Below are 19,152 nucleotides of genomic sequence, written 5' to 3'. Positions count from 1 at the left end.
GCAAGATCACATGACAGACGCCCTGTTCTGGGCCGTAGTGGCCGTATTGGGAACCAGCTTTCTGGTCTGTGCCGTGCTGGTGCTGACGCAGCGCTGGCATGGGCGCCTGTCGCTGGACAGTGACCTGGAAGGCGTACAGAAGATGCACACCATTCCCGTGCCCCGGATCGGGGGTCTCGGCATCGTGGTGGGTCTCTTGATCGGCATCGTGGTCGGCTATCACCTCAACGGCGAAACCTACCCCACCGTGATCCTGCTGCTCGCGGCCGCCACCCCCGTGTTTGTAGCCGGGATCGTCGAAGACCTGACGAAGCGGGTGTCTGTCCGCACGCGCCTGATCGCTTCTTTTGTCTCTGGGGCGCTTGGCGTGTACCTCGCCGATGCGCAACTCACCCGGCTCGACACCCCGCTGTTGGATGACCTCATGGTCTACGGCCCGATTGCATTTGCGTTCACATGCTTCGCCGTGGGCGGCATGACGCATGCGGTGAACATCATCGACGGGCTCAATGGGCTGGCGTCCGGATCGGTGGTGATCATCTTGGCGGGCCTCGCCGCGATGGCGTGGCAGACCAACGACCTGCTGGTGATGCGGCTGTGCCTGTGGGGCATGGCCGGCATGGTTGGCTTCATGGTGTTCAATTTCCCCTTCGGGCGCATCTTCCTCGGAGACGGCGGCGCCTATCTGGCTGGTTTCTGGGTGGCCACTTGCGCCGTGCTGCTGCTCAGCCGCAACCCAGAAGTGTCGACCTGGGCCGTGCTGTTGTCGCTGCTGTATCCGGTCTGGGAGACGGTGTATTCGATGTACCGGCGCAAGGTGCTGAACCGCGCGCACACGGGCATGCCGGATACCGGGCATTTGCACCATTTAGTGTTTCGCGCGATTGAAACAAGGCACCCCACGCCGCCCGGGGTGCGCCGCTGGCTCTCCCACAGCATCACCAGTACGCTGCTGTGGTCCCTGGTGGCGCTATGTCAGACCCTCGCAGTCGTGTGGATGCAGGACACCATGCGTGCCCTGATCGCGACGGTCTGCACCTTCTTCCTGCTGGCCTACATCCATGGGCTGCTGCGCAGCGGACATGCCTTGCACGACACTCGCGCGCTGGTGACCTGACGCCTGTCGACTGCGCCGCGCCTGTGCGGAGAATCAGACATCGGACTTCTGAGACAACTGCGCCACCGCCGTGACCACAGGCGCCAGCCGGGCCGTCCAGTCGTGGTTTTCCTGAACATAGCGGCGAGCTGAGCAAGCGAGCCGGCCGCGCGTCTCGGGACTCGTCCACAGCATCTCGATCCCGCGCGCCCAATCTGATGCCGAGTCGGCCAAAAGCAAGTCCTCCCCGGGGCAGGCCGAAAGACCCTCAAAGCCCACGCTGGACGAGATACATGGCAGGCCCAGAGCCATGTACTCCAGTACCTTGTTCTGAATGCCAGCGCCCAACCGCATGGGCGCGACAGCCGCGAACGCACCGCTTGCGGCATCTGCCACGCTGCTCACATTGGGGCTGAGTTCAACACCCTCATAGGCAGCAAGCACGGCCTGCGTGTGCGCATCCATCCTGCCAATGATGCGAAAGCGGAATGGGCCAAGGCGCCTGAGCAGAGGCAGCACCTCAGCCGCAAAGAAGATGGCCGCGTCCAGGTTTTGCACGGTGTTCATGTTGCCAATGAACACCACGACGGGTTCCGCCTGCTCCCTTGAGCAGAAAGGCAGATGCGACAGATCCACCCCGTTGGAACAGACGAGCACGTTCGGATCGTCCCGCTCACCGAGCAAAAAAGCACGATCGACGTCAGAGACCAGCAGGACGCGCTCGAAATCCTTGAGCGCGGCTCGCTCGTAACGCAACAGTCTGCGCGCCTCCACGCGGTACACGAGGGAGCGCCAGTCTCGCAGCGCGCCCCCGGCCTGACTGACCCGTTGGTAGTTCAACGAAATGGCGTCCGTCATCTCAAGAATGCCAGGGACGGGCCGGCGCCTCACGTAGTCACCAGTGCGAATGAGATGGGCCAGCACCAGGTCGTGCTGCGGCATCAACGCCGCGACACGATCAGCAAAAAGACGGCTCCGATAGTAAGCAACCTGAAGCGGCGTGAGCGTGGGTAAGGCCAGCAGCGCATTCAGACGCGACTGCCAGCGCGACAGATACACGCGCTCGACCCCCTGAAACACACCATCCGACGGCACCGCCATCGTCAGCTCGTCTCTCGTTTCGCACAGGCTCAACAGCGTGAGATCCGCATGTTGCGACAGCACCTTGCACAATTCGAAGATGCGCAGGCGGTCGCCGCCAACCACCGGGTACGGGAACCGAGGAGTCAGAACCAACACACGAGGCCTGGACAGGGTCATGCCCCAACCTCTTCCCAGAAACCGCGCGCGTCCTGCTGCACCGTCAGCGGGTGAAACGTCGCTGCTGCGTACGCCAGTGCTTGCCGAGCGCGACCAGCACGGTCTGCGGCCAGGCACATGGTTGTGATTTGATGCGCCATGGCCTCCACATCCAAAGGCGGAAAGTGCCAGGCGTGACCTCCAGTGACTTCGGGTAACGCGGTGGCATCACTGCAAGCCAGCGGCGTACCGCTTGCCATGGCTTCCAGAGCCGGGATGCCAAACCCTTCGTACAGCGACGGCACCACACAGCCCCACGCGGTACGGTAAAGATGGCGCAGCGTCGCGGCGGGCAGGTCGTTCAGAAACACCAGCGCGGCCTGGCCCACCCCGGCTTGAGCGGCAAGGGCGGCAAAGTGGGGCTGCTGCGCCCGGGAGACGCCTACGAGCACCAACCGAAGGCGCGGCGCAGAACCGAGACGCCGCGCCACATGTCCGAAGGCTTGCAACAACCTTGGCAGGTTCTTGCTGGGCGCCTCTCCGGCCACACACAACAAATGACCCTCCCGTTCGGCGTCGGGCAGCGGCGCATCCACGAACCAGTCTTCAGACACCGTGTTGGGCACCAGCCTGATGCGTCGAGGGGGCACGCCCAGCTGCTCAGTCAGCTGCACGCGCGTGTGGTTCGACACAGTCACCACCCAGTCTGCCGATTTCAGCGCCTGGGGCACCACCACGCGTCGGTAGATGCGGCCGAGGCTCTGATAAACCGACCGAGACCACGGCAAGTCTTGCGCGCCCAGCATGTAGATCAGGTCATGCACCACGAGAATCTTGGCGCACCCCGGCAGACGCTGGATGGGCCCCGTATTGGAGGGGCACAGCAGGTGAGTTGCCCGCACTTCTCGCGCGAGCTGAGGCAAGCACACCTGCTCCCACCACGGATCCAACGCGTGCCCCTTCGCCAGTCCGTTGGCATCGGCCAGCAGGCCTGCTTGCCCGGAGGGCACCAGCAGGCGGGCCTGCTGCTTGACAGGCTGAGCAAGCATGCGAGCGTACTGGCCCATCCCACGCGGATGGCCCAGCATCAAACGGGCGTCGATGGCAAGGATCATGATGAGGCCGCCCCCACCGCCTCAACGAAACCCTCGCACATGTGCTTGACGGTGTAGCGCAGCTCGATGGTTTGTCGCGCCGCCAGCCCAAGGCGTTTCAAGGCAGATGGATCGCGCAGTAGCCCCTCCAGCACCGCCTGGAGCGCAGGCACTGTCGCCTCTGGCAGCAGTCTTCCATTCACGCCATCTTCAAGCACCTCGGGAACGCCGCCCACGCTGGTGGCCACCACCGGCGTACCGCTGGCCATGGCTTCAAGCAACACAAACGGCGCGGCTTCAAAGCGTGACAGCAACAAGCAGACATCTGCCTCGCGATAAAAGGGGGCGGGATCCCCTTGCATGCCCAGCCAATGAATACGTTGGGCCACCCCAAGCCGATCCGCCTCGGCCAGCAACGAAAGACGTTCGGGCCCGTCGCCGACCAGCGTCAAAGTTGCACTGGGCCACGAAGCAAGCAAGCGAACGGCCAGGCGCTGATTCTTGTTGACGGTCAGCGCCCCCACCATCAGGAGCTTCAGCGGCCCACCATCATCCCCGAGCCGCCATGCTTTGCGACATGGAAAACGCGCCAGATCCACACCGTTCGGAATCGTGTGGGTTTTTCCTGGCGCGTATGAGTCAGGAAGGCACGCCCGGCTGACTCGAATCACGACTTCGACCCGCCTGAGCAGCACGCGCAGGAGCAGGCGGCGGATCAACGACTTCACAAAGCCAGCCTGTCGGTCGTCGATGCTGCTGTGCTGGACGTAAACGCGAACTTCCGGGCCGCGACGCCGCCATGCCTGGCGGTAGAGCGCGCGGTTGCCGTTCAACAGCCACACCTCACGCGCCGCCTCACGCTGCAGGGTGCTGTCGCTGAGGCGCACTGCAGAGAGCGCGCTCATCAGCGAGGCTGGCCCCCCCACAAACGTCAGGTGCTGAATCTCATTGCGCGCCTGCAACCAGTTCAGGAGAGTGCAGAGGTACACCTCCTGCCCGCCATATACGTCGGAAAAATTGAAGACCCGAAGCCTCATGCCGTGAGCCTCTCACGGACAGACTTAGCACGAGCGTGCCAGACATAGCAAGACGCAACGCCCGAGACAAGGAAAAACAGCCGGGTTGAACCCGTCACAAGGGTCAGACTCATCAGAGCGAACACGACAACGAGCCAACGTCCGCCTAACGCCGATCGATCTCGCTCCACACGCGACAGCGCGACATAGAGCCCCATTAAAAGCCCCAGCCACAGCGTAAGCCCGACGAGCCCAGACTCCGCCCCAATCTCCAGGTAGGCATTGTGCGAAACACTGCCAGACAAGTTCAGCTCATGAGCGCGGACGGACCCCAGGCCCGCACCAAGCCATGGGTGCGTCCTGAACACATCAAGTGCAAGCGCGGCAAGGAGTCCCCGGTCTTGCAGAGAGGTCCTGTCGGCTGCCTCTGTGTAATTCCCGGCGTCGAATATGAGCCCCAAGGCAGGGTTGAGGCTGGCCAACCAGAACAATGCAGCAGCGCCCACGGCGACTGCCAAGAGCCGCAGAAACCATGACAACCTGAGCGCGGAAAAGGTCCAGATCATGACCATGAGCATGTATACGAGGATGCCTGCCCGTGACCCGGAAAGCAGCACGGCGATCGACAGGATCACAGACGCGGCGAACCTGAAACGACGCCATTCCAGCATCGCGTTCAAGATCACAAGTGCCATCAGGCACATCAGCGCGAAGTAGTTGGGATCGGAACTCAGCCCAGCCGCACGCCACACGCCGGGAACAACGATCGACTCGAAAGCGCGCTCGCTGATGTAGCCCGCACCGGTTGCGGCCTGAACCACCCCAAGCCCTGCCGAAAACAGCATCCAGATCACATAGCTCGACAGGAAGAAGCGCAAGTCCTCGTGCTTCAGGCAGGCGATGACAAGGTGCGCAACCAGCCCTATGCCCAATGAAAGCGCAATGGAGGCAGCGTAGTCGTTTGCATAACCATTGGCTGGCAGCGCAGAAAGAAACACCAGCCCCCCGGCATACAACATCACCAATACGTCGATCTTGCCCAATTGGCGCACGGACAATCCGAACAAAAACAGCAAGCCGAATCCGACCAGAAACAGCAGCTTGGCCAGGGACAAGGGCGTCACGCCTTCGAGCAACACCAGGTCGTTCACAAACGAACCAGCGAGAAAAAACACGGCCGCACGCCTCAATGACAATGCGACGCCTTCCGAGTCGATGTTCACGCGAGTGCCTCCAGCACCTCGCGAGCCCAGCTGTCGGGCGTGGCAGACACTGCGCAGGATGGGCGCATATCCATGGACTGTGCGAGTGGGTTGCTTTCCAAGAACGCTTCCAAGGCGCTGGCGGCGTCTGCCAGACCATTGCAAACCATGCCGAAGGTGTGGAACTCAACTGCTGCAGCCACCGTGGCAACAGAAAAGAACGGCAAGCCGCAGGCCAGTGCCTCGCTGATCACCATCCCCCATGGTTCGTCATCGCTCAACAAAATCAAGGCATGCGCCGCTGCATACAGACGCCACAGCGCATCGCCCTCCACGAAACCAACAAAGCTGGTGGTGAGATGCTGACACGCTACCGTCTGTTCGCGAAGCGCGTGCTCCAACGGTCCGCTTCCAGCAAGAATCAGATGAACGGGACGCTTGGCGGCCGCCTGCTCAAGAAGGGCGACGGTTTCCTTCACGCGCTTGCGCGCGATGAACTGACCCACATACAAAAAAACGAAAGCATCCGGCGGGATGCCAAGGGACGATCTCACGGCGTGGCGCTCTGGCCACCACCTCGCTGCGGCGGTCTGCAACTGCGTCACATCCACGGCATTGATAGCCCGCCGTACGCGCAGCTCAGGCACGCCCTGCCCGGCCAAAAAGCGAGCGGCCTCCCCGCTGGCTGCCACACACCTGTGCGCCCCACCGTACATCCACCGTCGCAGGCGGCCCGCAAGGCCGTCGGAGACCCGGCTGACGGGGGTGATCTCGCTCCAGACGCTGTAAGGTATGCCAAGGACACGACAGGCGAGCGTCGCCAGATAAGACGTCCACGAAGCATCGCCGATGAGCACGTGATCCGGGCGCTGGGTTGCCAGCCATTGCATCACGCCGAACCTGAGGTGCACCACACGCAAACGATCGCCTCCGATCGTGCGCTGCAGGCTAAGGCCCCAGCAGCGCACCACCTCGAAACCCGGCTCCGATGTGACCGTCCAATCGCGGTCGCGCTCTTTGTCCACACACACGAGCACAGTCAGACGGCTCACCTCTGGACGTGCCGCCAGCGCCCGAAAGAGCGGGATGCGGTACGGTGCAAGCATGTTGGTGACGATGGCGATGTTCATGGGTGCCTGGGAAAGCTATACCCGATGCCGTGAGAGGCGAACGTAGAGCACAAGCTTACGGGCCCAGTTCACCGGCCCGGTATGACGAAGCATGCGGCGCCAGTGCTTGTCCAGGAACATGAGGTAACCGGTGCGCGCACGGGGGGACAGCCCGACTGAAGGGCCACCATGTCGATGATAAACAGCGAGTTCCTTTCTGACGACCCTGCAACTGAAGCCACCGCACAGGATGCGCGCCCACATGTCCCAGTCCTGGCAGCTCGGCAACGCCTCGTCAAACATGCCCACCTTGTTGAAGGCGGCCTTGCGGATCACCACCGAAGGTGACAATATGAAATTCGTCCTGAGGATAAACGACGCGGCGTCGCCCTCGACGTCTGGCTGGCTGACCGATTCCGTGACGCCGTCGGCGTTGACAACGCGGGTCCAGCAATAGATGAGCCCTGCATCAGACGAAACTCGTCTCGCCACGCCCATCTGCTCATCCAGCTTGCCGGGCAACCACTCATCGTCGTCGTCCACCAGTGCGATCCATTCGTACCGCGCCGTCCTGATGCCCGCATTACGCGCCACCGGGGCGCCCGACCGCCTGGGCAGCCGAAGATAATGGAATGACGGAAACACCCCACGCCATGCGTCTACCACGCGCTGATATTCGACCACGTCCGTCGAGGCGTCGTCGACGATGATGACCTCCACCTCGTACTCGGATGAGAACGTGATCGACCGGAGCAACCGCTGCAACATGTGCGGTCGATCGCAAGTCGGGATGACCACGCTGACGCCAAATGGGAGTTTGTTCATCTTTGGTAGAGCGTCTTGCAGTAAGCACGAGGCGTCATGCCGACAGACCGCACATAAACGGTGGGCCGACTCTCGAAACAATAGGTCTGAACGGCCTGAAAGCCCGCCTCCATCGCGTCCGCCTGACGGAGGTTGCCGGTGAACACCAGGACATCGGCATCCAGTAGCGAGGAGAGCCCGCGCCCAATGAGGTGGTGATGGTCGAGTACGCGCGAGATGCCGAATCTGTACGACACCAGCCCCACCTCATCGGTCCCGACGACCAAGTCGCCAGGCAGCCCAGCCAAAGACTGCACAACCTGCTGATGCACGGCCTCTGTTCGTTGTGCATACCACCGGGCGTTATCCACGTTCAGCGCGTAAAGCACCATCATGGGCACCCACAGCAACGCAGCGGCGGCCTTGCTGAGGCGATGGGGCGCGATCAAGGCCCACGCCATGACCAGGCACGGCATGAGGACCGCGAGCGGACGATGGTCGATTCCTCCGAGCACCGCGTGCTCGGCCAGCCGGAGTGCGACCACAGCGAGGATGACGACCCAGAGCTGTGACGCATCACCACGTAGGGGCGCAGGGGCGCCGCGGGCCGAGACAGCCAGGGGAACGGCCTGCACGATGAACCAAGCCACGCTGATCAGCGTCACGACGCCGGGCAGCCCAATCTTGGATGACGATGTCGGCGTGAAGCTGCCCGTCAGGCCGTTGTATCCCCATACGCTCACGGCAAGCATGGCAAGCGTGACTGCGCACAGCCACACCCAGCGCGCGGCAGGCACCTTGGACCGTACCCACAGCAACCACAGCGGCCCCACCCAGAGCATTTCGGGGCGCACCAGGTATGCAGCGCCAAGCAACGCGGCAAGTGTCAACTCAGCAGGGAAGCGACGGTGCTGTCCCACGCGGCTGACGGCCAGCATCCACAGGCAGGCCGAAGCCCACAGCATGCTCCAGGCCGTGTCCATGCCAGACCAGGACCATATGGTGGGGGACATCAACCCGAATACCAAGGCAATGCGTAGCGCGGAAACGTCTGGGCGAACTGTCGTCACGGCGCGCAATGTGCACAGCCCGGCCAGCAGCCAACATGTCGCACTGAAGACCTTCAATACCCAGGTCGCATCGGATGGCCCCGCCACAGCCTGCGCAAGGACAGCGAGCATCCCCCAACTCAACGACGTGGCACCTCTCAGTCCGTCCTGCGACGGGAACTCGCGGGCAATGGCCAGGAAGATCCACGTGTCCTCGAGCGTGAAGGGCATGAAAGCCATGCTGAGCGCGATGAGCACCAAGCCGGCCATCCAGGCCCCCGATGAACGGCGTGAGCGCTCAGCCATGACCGCCCCGCAAGCGAAAAGTTTGCTTCACGGTGTCACTCGACCAGCCATGCACCAGAATCAGTGCGGCAAAGATGGTGTAAGAAAGGGTTGATGCCCAAGCACAGCCCTCCATGCCATACAAGGCAGTCAGGGCAACGTAAGCCACCGCCGACAGCAGGAGCGCGGGCAGATAGGCGGTGATCAGGAGTGCTCGCATGTTGGCATGAAGAATCAGATCGGCCATGACAGGGCGCACCAGGTTCAGAATCAACACGCCCAGGCCGATGACCAGCCCCAGCCCGTGGAAGGCTTCAGCCGACGTATCCTGTCCGCGGAACACGGTCGCCAGCCATGTGCCGAAAAGCATGAAGAACGCATACTGCGCGGCGCTGATGCCGGCGTTCACGAAAAACATCTTGCGGAACCGCTGAACACGCGCCAAACCAGCCTCACTGTTGACAAGAAACACGGCGACCATGTTCTGGAGAAACATCGGCACCGCGAAGAACAGCGCAGAGATCTTCAGCACGGCCGTATACAGGGCCACATCGCTGACAGGTGTACCGAAACGAGCGAGTATCCACGGGTCGATGTTGTACATCACGTAGGTCACCACGCCCGAGAGATGCTGCCAGAACGCGAACGCACGCAACGCGTCGAAGGCCCGTGGCAGATGGCGCCAGGCTGGCACCCAGCTCAAACCATGCTTCCTGACGAGGCGCATGTGCCAATAGAGCGCGACGACAAGGTACCAGCCGATGTAGATGCCCACATACACCTGCAGGCCGGGCCGGACAAACATCAACGCGCTGCATGCCAGAAAGCCGATCTTCGCCCACAACTCGACCTTGAACACCGTGGCATGAGCCATGTCGACACGGTGTTCCAGTCGGGCGACCTCAGCGAGCTGGATCAACTGGACCCCACAGGCCAGCAGGCACGCATAAGTGAAAGTCTGGTGCAGCCCATGCGTGGCGGCAACGCCGAATGCCAGCATGCCCACCACCAGCACACGCAGCCATGCAAACAGCAGCATACCGCTGAGGTAGGACTTCAGCGCACCTTCGGCCTGCCACTTCTTCTTGTCGCGCATCAGTGCGGCTTCGGGCGTAACCAGAACGAGGCTGAAGACAAAGAGCAATGCCGTGGCCACGCCGTAGGTGGCCAGATCTGCTTCGGGCAGGGTGCGCATCAGCAACCACATGGCCACCAGGTCGCATACGCGCACGCCAATCTGCTCCAGCGCGCCGTAAGTCAGCGACAGGCGAAACCGACTCATGGCAGAGCCCACCGGTATGTATAGCGCCGCGTCACGGTCTGCCCAGCGTCGACATGGAACTCGGGGATGACCTCAGCCCAAACGGTTGACACTCCTGCCGCAGAGCACTGGACGCCCTGTCTGACAAGCGAGATGCCGGGCGCATCAAGCCAACGCGCATCTGACTGATTCACACCCCAGTCGTCAAACAAGGGCACCACCACGGGCGCGAAGCGCGCGAAACGCAATGCTGTTCGGAAGCTCAAGTGATCAACGACCGTCAGATGATCTGGCCCGCCCGAGATGGCACGGCGAAACGCCAGAATGGGTGAAGCTCCCTCAAAGCCATCTGGTGTGGATCGAAACGACAACTGGTCGAGAATCAGCAGACGCCCGTCTGCCGGCGTGCGCGTGCGAAACAGCTCGCGCCAGTAGAGGTTGACGCGCCGCCGAGGCCAGTTGAAAAGCCGCTGACGGAGCGGCCACGCCTGGTCAAGCACACCATACGGTAAGCCCAATTGGGCCCGTTCCGTGCCCGGCTGACCGGGCTCACCGCCGAAGCGCGGCGTTAGTTCGAGCCCGTCTGCAGTGAGGAAGGGCAAGGGCTGCTCGTCTGCAACATGGCCATACCCTGAAGTGGGCGTCGCCCATGCCGCGGTAACCCGGGGTGAAAGCTGCCGGACCTGAGCGTGCAGCATCAGACACTCCCTTCATCGCCGGAAGCCAGTACAAGTGCTTGCCCGAGAAAGGGCAGATAGTCGTACAGCGTGTTGTAGCCATACCAGCCGGGCGGGGCATCCGCGCTTCGGGCCGTTTCAGGTTCTGGCTGCCTTCGCCTCAGCACCAATGGAAAGCTGCCATCGGCGCGTTGAAATGACAGCAGTCGCTCCTGAACCTGGAGCAACGCGGGCGACGGGACCGGCTCTAGCCTGGCATGCACGAACTCCATGGCACGTATCAGCGCGGCGTACCCGAAGATCTGCTCCTGGCCCCTGCCAAGCCACAAGGCACTGCCATCCGGCAGGAGATGCTTCACGCTGAATCGGACGCCATCCACCAGCCACGCCTTGAGGAAGCCGGCTTTCGGGTACTGCTGCACCAGTTCGCACAGGACATAAAGGCAGAATGCGTGGTACTGAAGCGACCGGGTCAACAGCTCATCCTGGATAAACCCGTCCGGGGTCGTATAGATGGCCCTGGCAAGGCGGAGCTTGAACAGCGTCCACCAGCGGGCGGTCGGGAACCAGCCACGGTTGGCCTGCCTGAGCAAGAACCAGTTGAACATGCGCGTGCCCTTTGCCCGGTGCGCAAGCAGAGGCAGGGGCATCGCGGATGACGCTGTATTCCTCGCGTTCTGCATCGCATGCACGACAAACTCCCACGAGTACTCAGCCGAGCCGACATCCTGCCGAGCAAGATGGTCGCATGCCTTGTCCGCCAACGACCCAGGCGAATCGGGAGACATGCGAACCGCAAAAAGCGCTGTCATGGCATACCCCCAAGTGACCTTGTCGGGATAGCCCCCAACCGGATCCAACTGCGCATCCAGAAACGCATGGAGCCGGAGCGCAGCCTGCCGATAACGCGCGCGCCTGGCCGTGTCACTGAGGCCGGTCACCATGGCTCAAGCAGAGGTCGGTGACCAAAGTCACCTGCTGGCCCGCACGCCACCGCGCATGCGCAACGGCCATGATGGGCGCATGAGGCCAGCGGGCTTCACGAATGCGGTAGAGCGCGCGGCGCAGGGCCAGTGGCACCCGATGATTCAGCGCCGCAGGGACAGGGCGATTGAATCGGGGGTTGCAACCTCTCAGCGCCAGGTTGTCCCCATGTGGCAAGGCAATGAGGCGGTGATGCAAGATCCAACGGTTCCCTTCATGCGTACTCGCCTCGTCGCGAATGTAGGCCACGTGCGCCATCCCCGGGGGCAGCTCGCCCTCAACGCGAAAGCGGGCGCGAAGCCAGTGGGCATGGCCCACAGGTACAACGGCCTCAGAAGCTGGGAACTGGTGATAGACGCTGCGAGCACGATGCCCAACCGCCTGACCGTTGATCCATCCTTCACGCACCCCGGATCGGTCGATCACGACAAACCGGCTGACCAGGTCGTATAGACGGGCATCATCCAGCATGGTGAAGGTCAAACGCCGGGACAAGTGGTCCGAGTCGATCTGCACGCGGTCTTCCATGCGCACGGATGCCCCACGCAAGTCACCGGTGAGTTCACGCACTCCGCCATCAAAGGCCTTCGCTTCAGCGTGCGGGTGCGCCTTGGCATCCGAGAAGAAACCGTGTACGTTGCCGTACTCGATTCCCAGCGACAAACTACGCTGATGTAGAACTGCATGCATGCCGGCCAGTGCCGTCATCTGCTCAGGCACGCAGTTGCTCGAGCTTCGCTGCATTTGCAGGGTCGGCTCGATAGTGCCGCACCGCCACACGCACAACCACCCAAACAAGTGCGATGAGCAGCCCGATCATCCCGGCTGTCAGCGCCAGGAACGCACGCTTGGGACTCGACTTCCATTCAGGCACCTGAGCAGCGTCGACCACTTGCAGCATGGCGCCCTCGCGCAATTCATCTGCCTTGGCGATCTCCAGCTGACGCGCCAGCAGGTCGTACAACGTCTCTTGATACCGGTACTCTCGGTAAGCATCGGCATAGCCTGCAGGCATACCTGCCTCGCCCGCTGCTTGCTGGCCCGAGGCTTCAGCCCGCTCCAACTGAGCGAGCTGCCCGCGCAGCGCACGAAGGCTGGCGAGCACGCGCTGGAGCTCCGGGTTGGACTCGGTCATCGTCCCGCGTAGTACCGCCACCTGCACCTCTCGGGAGGCAATCTCCGCACGCAACTGGGCCAGGCGGTTGACAGTTGCATCCGGCGACAGCTTGAGAAAATCAACAGAGACCCCCGCGCCGCGCATGCTCGCCTCCGCCTTGCGAAGGCGTTCCATGGCTTGCGCCAATTGCTTTTCAAGAAAGACCCGGCGCTGCGCCGCTTCGGTCACTGCAAGGTTGCTGGACAACCGCTGCAGGGCCTCGACATAACCGTTTGCCAGCTGTGCAGCTCGCTCGGGCGCCGAGTCGTCGACTTCGATTTGGATGAGGCCATCGCGCTTTCCTTGAATGCGTGTACTGGCAGCAAGGGTGTCACGGGCGTGCATACGCAATGTCGCACCATAGGCTTGCATCAGCTCGAAGCGGTCGATCAGCGCGTCTGCCACGGTACGGCTGCTGAGCAAGCCGACCCATTGATCAGCGGGGTTCTTCAACCCAGGCAAGGCCGCTGCGCTCAAAAGCCCGCCAGAGGCTCCGCTCGCCAGCATGGACAAGGATGACGCCTGACTCGGCTGAGGCACCATGATCTGGGTAACAGCCGTGTACCGCGGCGTCATCAACCATGACGCACCGAAACCCACCACGCTGAAAACGACCGGGAGCGCAACGAGCAAGCGCCAATGCAGCTTGACCAGCAAAAGAATGTCTAGCAGGTTGACTTCCCCGCCCTGTTGCTCAGGCGAAGGTGTGCTGAACTCGTTCGACGGCCTCACGATCAATCCCTCAACGTCTTGATCGCCGCAGCCCCCAGACTGAACTGGTAGATGATCTGCGTGATGTCCTTGGCGTTGCGCGTGAACACGGTCCAGGCGCTTTCACGGTTGGTCTTCTCGGGCAGCACGATCACGTCGCCCGGCAGCACCGTGGCGCTGCGCACGCTGCTGAACCAACGGGCGCCTGCGTTCGACAACACACTGCCATCGGCGCGGATGACGAACAGCTCGTCCAGATCCGCCCCGCCGGTCAGACCCGATTGGTCCAAGTAGTCCTGCACCTTGTGCCCCTGACGCCAGATCAGTGACGACTCGGTGTTGACCGAGCCCAGCACGTACACGAAGTCGGGCCGGCTGGGCACCACGAGGCGATCCTGCGATTCCAGCTTCAGCGGCGGCAGTTGGTCCGGCTGGGCACCAAGACCCTGCAGGCCCAGCATGATGCGGCCGGTCGGGCGCAGTTCGCGCAAGCGCTGCAGCGCCTCCTTCTGGGCGGCCACCTCGGCCTGCAGTCGCAACTGCGCCACGCCTGGCGCATCGGCGCCCGAGACATTGGCGGCCGACGTGCTCAGACGGCTCTGCACCTGGCTTTCCAGGCGATTGACCAACTGGTTCAGCGCCGCAGCCTGGTTACGGCGCACTTCTTCGCGATAGAAAGCCGCGCCAAAGAGGTAGGCATCTGGCGTCAGCCCGCCAGCCTTGCTGATCAACTGATGCAGGCCCTCGCCCGGTGTCATCTGGTAGACGCCCGGGCGGTTGACTTCACCCTCGACGCGCACGAACACCTGGCGCTTGGCCTGCGGCACGCGCACGTCGTTGACGGAAAACACGGTGACGATGTCGCCCGGCTGCAGCGGGAGGTTCTCCGGGCTCGCCGGATCCTGCAGGGCCTGTCCGAGGTTGAACGGGATCAACTGCACGGTGACGTTGTTGGGGTCGACCCGCTCGACGACGGCATAGTCGAGGTTGATCTCGTCAACCAGATTTCCGATGCGGGCAGCGAGGGTGTCGGCCGTGTCGCCTGCGACACGCTCGCCGGCGGGCCGCTCATTGGGCCGGCGCTCGCCCACATAGCGTGGGTCATCGGGCATGGGCGACTCGATGTTGAACCCCCGGCTGGCACGGCGCCTGTCCTCTTCATTGAGCAGCACCTCGTTTTGCCTGCGCACCGAAGCGCGCGACATCAACGCGGCCTTGCTGGGGATGAGGTCGCGCACCGTCATGCCCTCTCGCCACGGGCTGCGCAAGGGCTGAGCCACGTTGCCGCGCAGGCTGACCGTGTTGCCGAACTCCGGCACCACCGACGACACGGTCAGCAGGTCGCCGCTGCGCACGCGCTTGTTCAGCCCGGCGTCATCCAGCGCAAACACCTCGACGCTGCGCGCGGGCTTGCGTGCAGGATCCAGCCGCTCGAGTTGCACCCGCCTGGGGTCGGCCACCACCGGCAGGCCGCCGGTGAGTGCCAGCAGCGACCCGATGGTGTCGCCGCCCTTGTCGATTTCATACACGGCGGGCACGGCCACCTTGCCGCTGAGCGCCACAAACCCGCGCGCAGGTGGGATCACAATGGTGTCGCCATCCTGCAGCCGCACATCGGCACCCTTGTGGCCTTGAGCGAGGAAGTCATACAGATCCAGCTCGGTGACGGTCTTGTCTGCCCGCTTGACCTGCACGCGGCGCATGCTGCCGTTCTGATTGGGCCCGCCGCTGGCAAACAGCGCCGACACCAGCGTGGACTGGCTGCTCAGCGTGTAGGCGCCCGGCTTGCGCGCCTGGCCCACCACGTAGATCGTGATGGCGCGCAGCTGGCCCATCGTGACGCTGAGCTGGAATTCCTTGTAGTACTTGCCCACGGCGGCCCGGACGACATCCTCCGCCTGGGCGCTGCGGATGCCGGCCACGCTGACCGCCCCGATTCGGGGAATGTGGATGCGGCCGTCGCGGTCGACGGTGGTGCGCACATCGATGTCGACCGAACCCCATGCACGGACGTGGAGTTCGTCGCCCGGCCCCATTCGGTAATCGGGCGAGACCGGCGCGTTGCTGACCGAGGGGAAGGGGTTGGCCTGGCGGAAGAAGTCGGCGCCAAACAGCGGCAGCGCCTGCCCGCTGGTTTCGAGCACGAACCGCTGGAAATCATTGGGCGGCAGGGCCGGCAACTCGGCCGCCGGCCCCAGTTGGGCCGAACCCGACAGCGAGTCGGACCTCAGCGCCGGATCGACGCCCCGAATCGCCGAGCTGCCAAAGGGCGGGGTGAGCGTGGTGTCGAGACGGCCGCCTGGCATCATGCGATCCAGGCCACCGGGCAGGGGCGCTGGTGAGGGCGTCATCGGCGCGCCTGGCGCCGAGGCTGGGGCCTGACCGTAGAGCAGGCGAACGCCAGTCTGACCATGGGCGGTCAAGGCGGCCATCACCAGAGCCAGCCCGGAAATCGCCTGACATGCTATTGCGAGATGCCGCTGACGCATGAATCCATCTTTTCACCAGCCAAGATCGGGCCATTGTAGAAGCAGCACAACGCTTCCTTGCCCCCCGACATGCCCCTGTTGCGCACAAGTTTCAGCCGCCGGCTGACTGTGTCGTGTCGCCGAAATCACCTTTCTGGCAGCCCCGTGCCCCCACATGGCATCTGACTTGCATCAGAATGCGGCTGTTTTTTTGCATGTTTTCCGGGCCCCGGCCCTCTGGCATCCCCATGAAGAAATTCCAATGTGTTGTGTGCGGCTACATCTATGACGAAGCCGCTGGTGCACCTGAAGACGGCATTCCCCCCGGCACCAAGTGGGAAGACGTGCCTGACACCTGGCTGTGTCCGGACTGCGGCGTCGGCAAGTCCGACTTCGAGATGGTCGAGATCTGATCGGGGCGGCCATGTCTGATCCCATCGTCATCGTCGGCGCGGGCCTGGCGGGCTACAACCTCGCGCGCGAGTTGCGCAAGCTCGACGCCGAGGTGCCGCTGGTGATCATCAGCCGCGACGCCGCGGGCTTTTATTCCAAGCCCATGCTGTCGAACGCGCTGGCCGGCAAGAAGACTGCCACGTCGCTGGTCATGAAGCCGGCCGAGAAAATGGCCGACGAGCTCAAGGCCCGGGTACTGCCCCGCACGCGCGTGGATGGCGTGGACGCCGCCGCCCGCACGGTCACGCTGTCCAGCGGCGAAGTGCTGACTTACCGCGACCTGGTGCTGGCGCTCGGTGCCGATCAGATCCGCCTGCCCTTGACTGGCGATGCGGTCGACACCGTCGTATCGGTCAACGACCTGGACGACTTTGCCGCGTTTGTCGACGCGCTGGACAAGGGCCCCGCAGGTCAGCCGGTCAAGCGTGTGGCCATCCTCGGCGCCGGCCTGATCGGCTGCGAGTTCGCCAACGACTTGTTGCACCGCGACATCCAGGCCACGGTGTTCGACATTGCGGATCGCCCTCTCGCGCGATTGCTACCCGAAGCCGCCAGCGCCCGCCTGCAACAGGCCCTTGAGACCGGTGGCGCGGCCTTCCGCTTCGGTACCAGCGTGACCGCGGTCCACCGCGCGGGTGACGTCTTGCAGCTCACTTTGAGCGATGGCAGCACACTGGACGCCGACTTGGTCGTTTCGGCCATCGGCCTGAAGCCGCGTACCGAGCTGGCGGCGCAGGCCGGCGCCGAGATCGCACGCGGCGTGCGCGTCAACCGTGAGATGGCCACCAGCGTGCCGCATGTGCATGCCCTGGGCGACTGCGCCGAGGTCGAGAGCCTTCTGTTGCCCTATGTGATGCCGCTGATGCAGCAGGCCCGCGCCCTCGCCGCCACCCTCACCGGCAAGCGCACCGCCGTGAGCTATCCGGCCATGCCGGTGGTGGTCAAGACGCCTGCCTGCCCCACAGTGGTGTGCCCCCCCGCGGCCGGGACCGAAGGCCATTGGCAGGTAACCGAAACCGAGGAGTCGCTGGAGGCCCGTTTCGTCTCTGCCAGCGAGCCCGAGCGCATGCTGGGCTTCGTGCTTCAGGGCAAGGCCACGGCGCAACGCCAGGCCTGGGCGGCCCAGACGCCGGCGCTCTTGTAACAACCGCTGTCACATCAGCCGGTTTGAACCCGCACACGGATTGCGGTAACCTTGTGCCCCTTCGCAGCCAGCGCCTCGACCAGGCGCGGCTGTAGCTGGCGCAATTTGGCCGACACGGCCGAATTGGCAGCCAGCAGGGTCCACCCCGATTCGTCCAGTGGTCCCGCCTTGACGTGCGCCGCCATCGCAGGCGGCAGCACGGAGCGCACCACCTCCAGGCATCGCTGCGAAGCACGCAGCCGCTGCATGAGGCTCACCAGGGGCTCGGCATGATCGAGCGCCTGATCCACACGGGGCACGTCCGGCACCAAGGGCTGGTACGTGGCCGGGGCCTGTCTCCGACCGAACGTCGGATATCGGGGTGGCGCGCTCATCTTTGTGGATTCCGTTGTAAGGGGTGCCGGATGCAGATACTCATCACGACCAGCGTGTTCGCACGACCAAGGGTGATTCAGTTCACGCCCTGGTCGGTCCTGCTGGCGGCCGTGCTGCTCATTTTGCCCGTGATGATGCTCAGCGCGATGGCCTACCACTCGCTGCTGATGCACGCCACCCGCGCCAACTGGCCCATTGTCTCGGATGCCGCCCGCTTTCTGCAACAGCACGAAAGCGACCGGCGTGAGCGCTTCATGCGCGAGAACCTGGATGCCATGGCCGTCAAAGTAGGCGATCTGCAGGCGCGCCTGATGCGACTGGAAAGCGTCAGCGAGCGCGTGGCCGCTGCGGCAGGCATGAAGCCCGAAGAATTCAAGGCCGTCGAGCCAGCCGGCGCGGCGTCGCAACCTGCGGGTGGGCCGCTGTCGCCGCTGCGGGAGGCCGTCAGCACCGCCCCCGCCTGGACGGTCGACAGCCTGCGCAACCACATGGACACGCTGCAGCACCATGGCGAACAGCAGGCCGACGTGCTGACGCTGATCGAATCGCGCCTGTTCGAAAAGCGCCTGGATGCGCTGATGGTGCCGAGCATGGCGCCGGTGGCTGGCCCCATCGGCTCGGGCTTCGGTTTCCGGATCGACCCCTTCGGTGCCCACCGGGCGCTGCACACCGGGCTCGATTTCCCGGCCCCGCCGGGCACGCCCATCATGGCCGCAGCGGGCGGGGTGGTCCTGAGCGCCGAGTTCCACCCGCAGTACGGGCAGATGATCGAGCTCGATCACGGCAACAACCTGGTCACCCGCTACGCCCACGCGTCGCGCATGCTGGTCAAACCCGGCGATCTGGTCAAGCCCGGCCAGAAGATTGCCGAAGTGGGCAGCACCGGGCGCTCCACCGGGCCGCACCTGCACTTTGAAGTCTTGCTTGACGGCGTGCACCAGAACCCGGCCCGCTTTCTGAAGCTCAACCAGACGCCAGTGGCCTCCGCACAAACCCGCACCCCTGGCCAAACTTCGGTACAGTAACGGC

General features: G+C 63.7%; 18 protein-coding genes. 4 read left to right on the top strand and 14 right to left on the bottom strand.

What is annotated here, in order from left to right; translation table 11 throughout:
• Nucleotides 1-10 precede the first annotated feature (10 nt).
• The gene (locus GTZ97_RS02550) at nucleotides 11-1,117 is read left to right on the top strand and encodes an MraY family glycosyltransferase (protein ID WP_161648958.1); all 1,107 of its coding nucleotides are present in this window, start codon (nucleotides 11-13) and stop codon (nucleotides 1,115-1,117) included.
• Nucleotides 1,118-1,150: 33 nt separating this feature from the next.
• Here the strand turns inward: GTZ97_RS02550 and GTZ97_RS02545 are convergent, their stop codons facing one another.
• The 13 genes from GTZ97_RS02545 to GTZ97_RS02485 form a co-directional block, all read right to left on the bottom strand.
• Nucleotides 1,151-2,356 carry a glycosyltransferase family 4 protein gene (locus tag GTZ97_RS02545; protein ID WP_161648957.1) on the bottom strand — a complete coding sequence of 402 codons (1,206 nt, stop codon included), beginning with the start codon at nucleotides 2,354-2,356 and terminating at the stop codon, nucleotides 1,151-1,153.
• Nucleotides 2,353-3,450, bottom strand: coding sequence for a glycosyltransferase family 4 protein (locus GTZ97_RS02540; protein WP_161648956.1), 1,098 nt, complete (start codon nucleotides 3,448-3,450; stop codon nucleotides 2,353-2,355). Before GTZ97_RS02540 ends, GTZ97_RS02545 begins: the two co-directional genes overlap by 4 nt.
• Nucleotides 3,447-4,466, bottom strand: a complete 1,020-nt coding sequence (locus GTZ97_RS02535) for a glycosyltransferase family 4 protein (protein ID WP_161648955.1) — start codon at nucleotides 4,464-4,466, stop codon at nucleotides 3,447-3,449. Before GTZ97_RS02535 ends, GTZ97_RS02540 begins: the two co-directional genes overlap by 4 nt.
• On the bottom strand, nucleotides 4,463-5,668 hold the full coding sequence (locus GTZ97_RS16945; protein ID WP_161648954.1) for an O-antigen ligase family protein: 1,206 nt from the start codon (nucleotides 5,666-5,668) through the stop codon (nucleotides 4,463-4,465). Before GTZ97_RS16945 ends, GTZ97_RS02535 begins: the two co-directional genes overlap by 4 nt.
• Nucleotides 5,665-6,777, bottom strand: coding sequence for a glycosyltransferase family 4 protein (locus GTZ97_RS02525; protein WP_161648953.1), 1,113 nt, complete (start codon nucleotides 6,775-6,777; stop codon nucleotides 5,665-5,667). Before GTZ97_RS02525 ends, GTZ97_RS16945 begins: the two co-directional genes overlap by 4 nt.
• Before the next feature lie 15 nt (nucleotides 6,778-6,792).
• Nucleotides 6,793-7,581: a glycosyltransferase family 2 protein gene (locus GTZ97_RS02520; RefSeq protein WP_161648952.1), complete on the bottom strand. Its 789-nt coding sequence runs from the start codon at nucleotides 7,579-7,581 to the stop codon at nucleotides 6,793-6,795.
• Nucleotides 7,578-8,840: a hypothetical protein gene (locus GTZ97_RS02515; RefSeq protein WP_236650977.1), complete on the bottom strand. Its 1,263-nt coding sequence runs from the start codon at nucleotides 8,838-8,840 to the stop codon at nucleotides 7,578-7,580. The genes GTZ97_RS02520 and GTZ97_RS02515 overlap by 4 nt, the downstream gene beginning before the upstream one ends.
• 67 nt (nucleotides 8,841-8,907) lie before the next feature.
• Nucleotides 8,908-10,176 (bottom strand): lipopolysaccharide biosynthesis protein, encoded by a 1,269-nt coding sequence (locus GTZ97_RS02510; protein WP_161648950.1) that lies wholly within the window; start codon nucleotides 10,174-10,176, stop codon nucleotides 8,908-8,910.
• The gene (locus GTZ97_RS02505; RefSeq protein ID WP_161648949.1) at nucleotides 10,173-10,853 is read right to left on the bottom strand and encodes a hypothetical protein; all 681 of its coding nucleotides are present in this window, start codon (nucleotides 10,851-10,853) and stop codon (nucleotides 10,173-10,175) included. The genes GTZ97_RS02510 and GTZ97_RS02505 overlap by 4 nt, the downstream gene beginning before the upstream one ends.
• Nucleotides 10,853-11,776: a hypothetical protein gene (locus GTZ97_RS02500; protein WP_161648948.1), complete on the bottom strand. Its 924-nt coding sequence runs from the start codon at nucleotides 11,774-11,776 to the stop codon at nucleotides 10,853-10,855. The genes GTZ97_RS02505 and GTZ97_RS02500 overlap by 1 nt, the downstream gene beginning before the upstream one ends.
• Nucleotides 11,757-12,560, bottom strand: coding sequence for a hypothetical protein (locus GTZ97_RS02495; RefSeq protein WP_161648947.1), 804 nt, complete (start codon nucleotides 12,558-12,560; stop codon nucleotides 11,757-11,759). Before GTZ97_RS02495 ends, GTZ97_RS02500 begins: the two co-directional genes overlap by 20 nt.
• Nucleotides 12,529-13,704: a Wzz/FepE/Etk N-terminal domain-containing protein gene (locus tag GTZ97_RS02490; protein ID WP_161648946.1), complete on the bottom strand. Its 1,176-nt coding sequence runs from the start codon at nucleotides 13,702-13,704 to the stop codon at nucleotides 12,529-12,531. Before GTZ97_RS02490 ends, GTZ97_RS02495 begins: the two co-directional genes overlap by 32 nt.
• A 2-nt stretch (nucleotides 13,705-13,706) precedes the next feature.
• On the bottom strand, nucleotides 13,707-16,115 hold the full coding sequence (locus tag GTZ97_RS02485) for an SLBB domain-containing protein (protein WP_161648945.1): 2,409 nt from the start codon (nucleotides 16,113-16,115) through the stop codon (nucleotides 13,707-13,709).
• A gap of 284 nt (nucleotides 16,116-16,399) precedes the next feature.
• Here GTZ97_RS02485 and GTZ97_RS02480 point away from each other — a divergent pair, with 284 nt between their 5' ends.
• Nucleotides 16,400-16,564, top strand: coding sequence for a rubredoxin (locus tag GTZ97_RS02480; RefSeq protein WP_161648944.1), 165 nt, complete (start codon nucleotides 16,400-16,402; stop codon nucleotides 16,562-16,564).
• An 11-nt stretch (nucleotides 16,565-16,575) separates the two neighbouring features.
• On the top strand, nucleotides 16,576-17,748 hold the full coding sequence (locus GTZ97_RS02475; protein WP_161648943.1) for an NAD(P)/FAD-dependent oxidoreductase: 1,173 nt from the start codon (nucleotides 16,576-16,578) through the stop codon (nucleotides 17,746-17,748).
• Nucleotides 17,749-17,762: 14 nt separating this feature from the next.
• Here GTZ97_RS02475 and GTZ97_RS02470 read toward each other — a convergent pair whose 3' ends face one another.
• A complete protein-coding gene (locus GTZ97_RS02470) occupies nucleotides 17,763-18,122 on the bottom strand; it encodes a DciA family protein (protein ID WP_161648942.1) in 360 nt (119 codons plus the stop codon).
• 30 nt (nucleotides 18,123-18,152) lie between these two features.
• Between GTZ97_RS02470 and GTZ97_RS02465 the strand changes: the two genes are divergently transcribed.
• Nucleotides 18,153-19,148, top strand: coding sequence for a M23 family metallopeptidase (locus GTZ97_RS02465; protein WP_161648941.1), 996 nt, complete (start codon nucleotides 18,153-18,155; stop codon nucleotides 19,146-19,148).
• Nucleotides 19,149-19,152 lie beyond the last annotated feature (4 nt).

The organism is Aquabacterium fontiphilum (assembly GCF_009909205.1).
Lineage (GTDB): Bacteria > Pseudomonadota > Gammaproteobacteria > Burkholderiales > Burkholderiaceae_C > Aquabacterium > Aquabacterium fontiphilum.
Note: the sequence above shows the minus strand (reverse complement) of the source record. Positions and strands in the feature narration are given on the sequence as shown.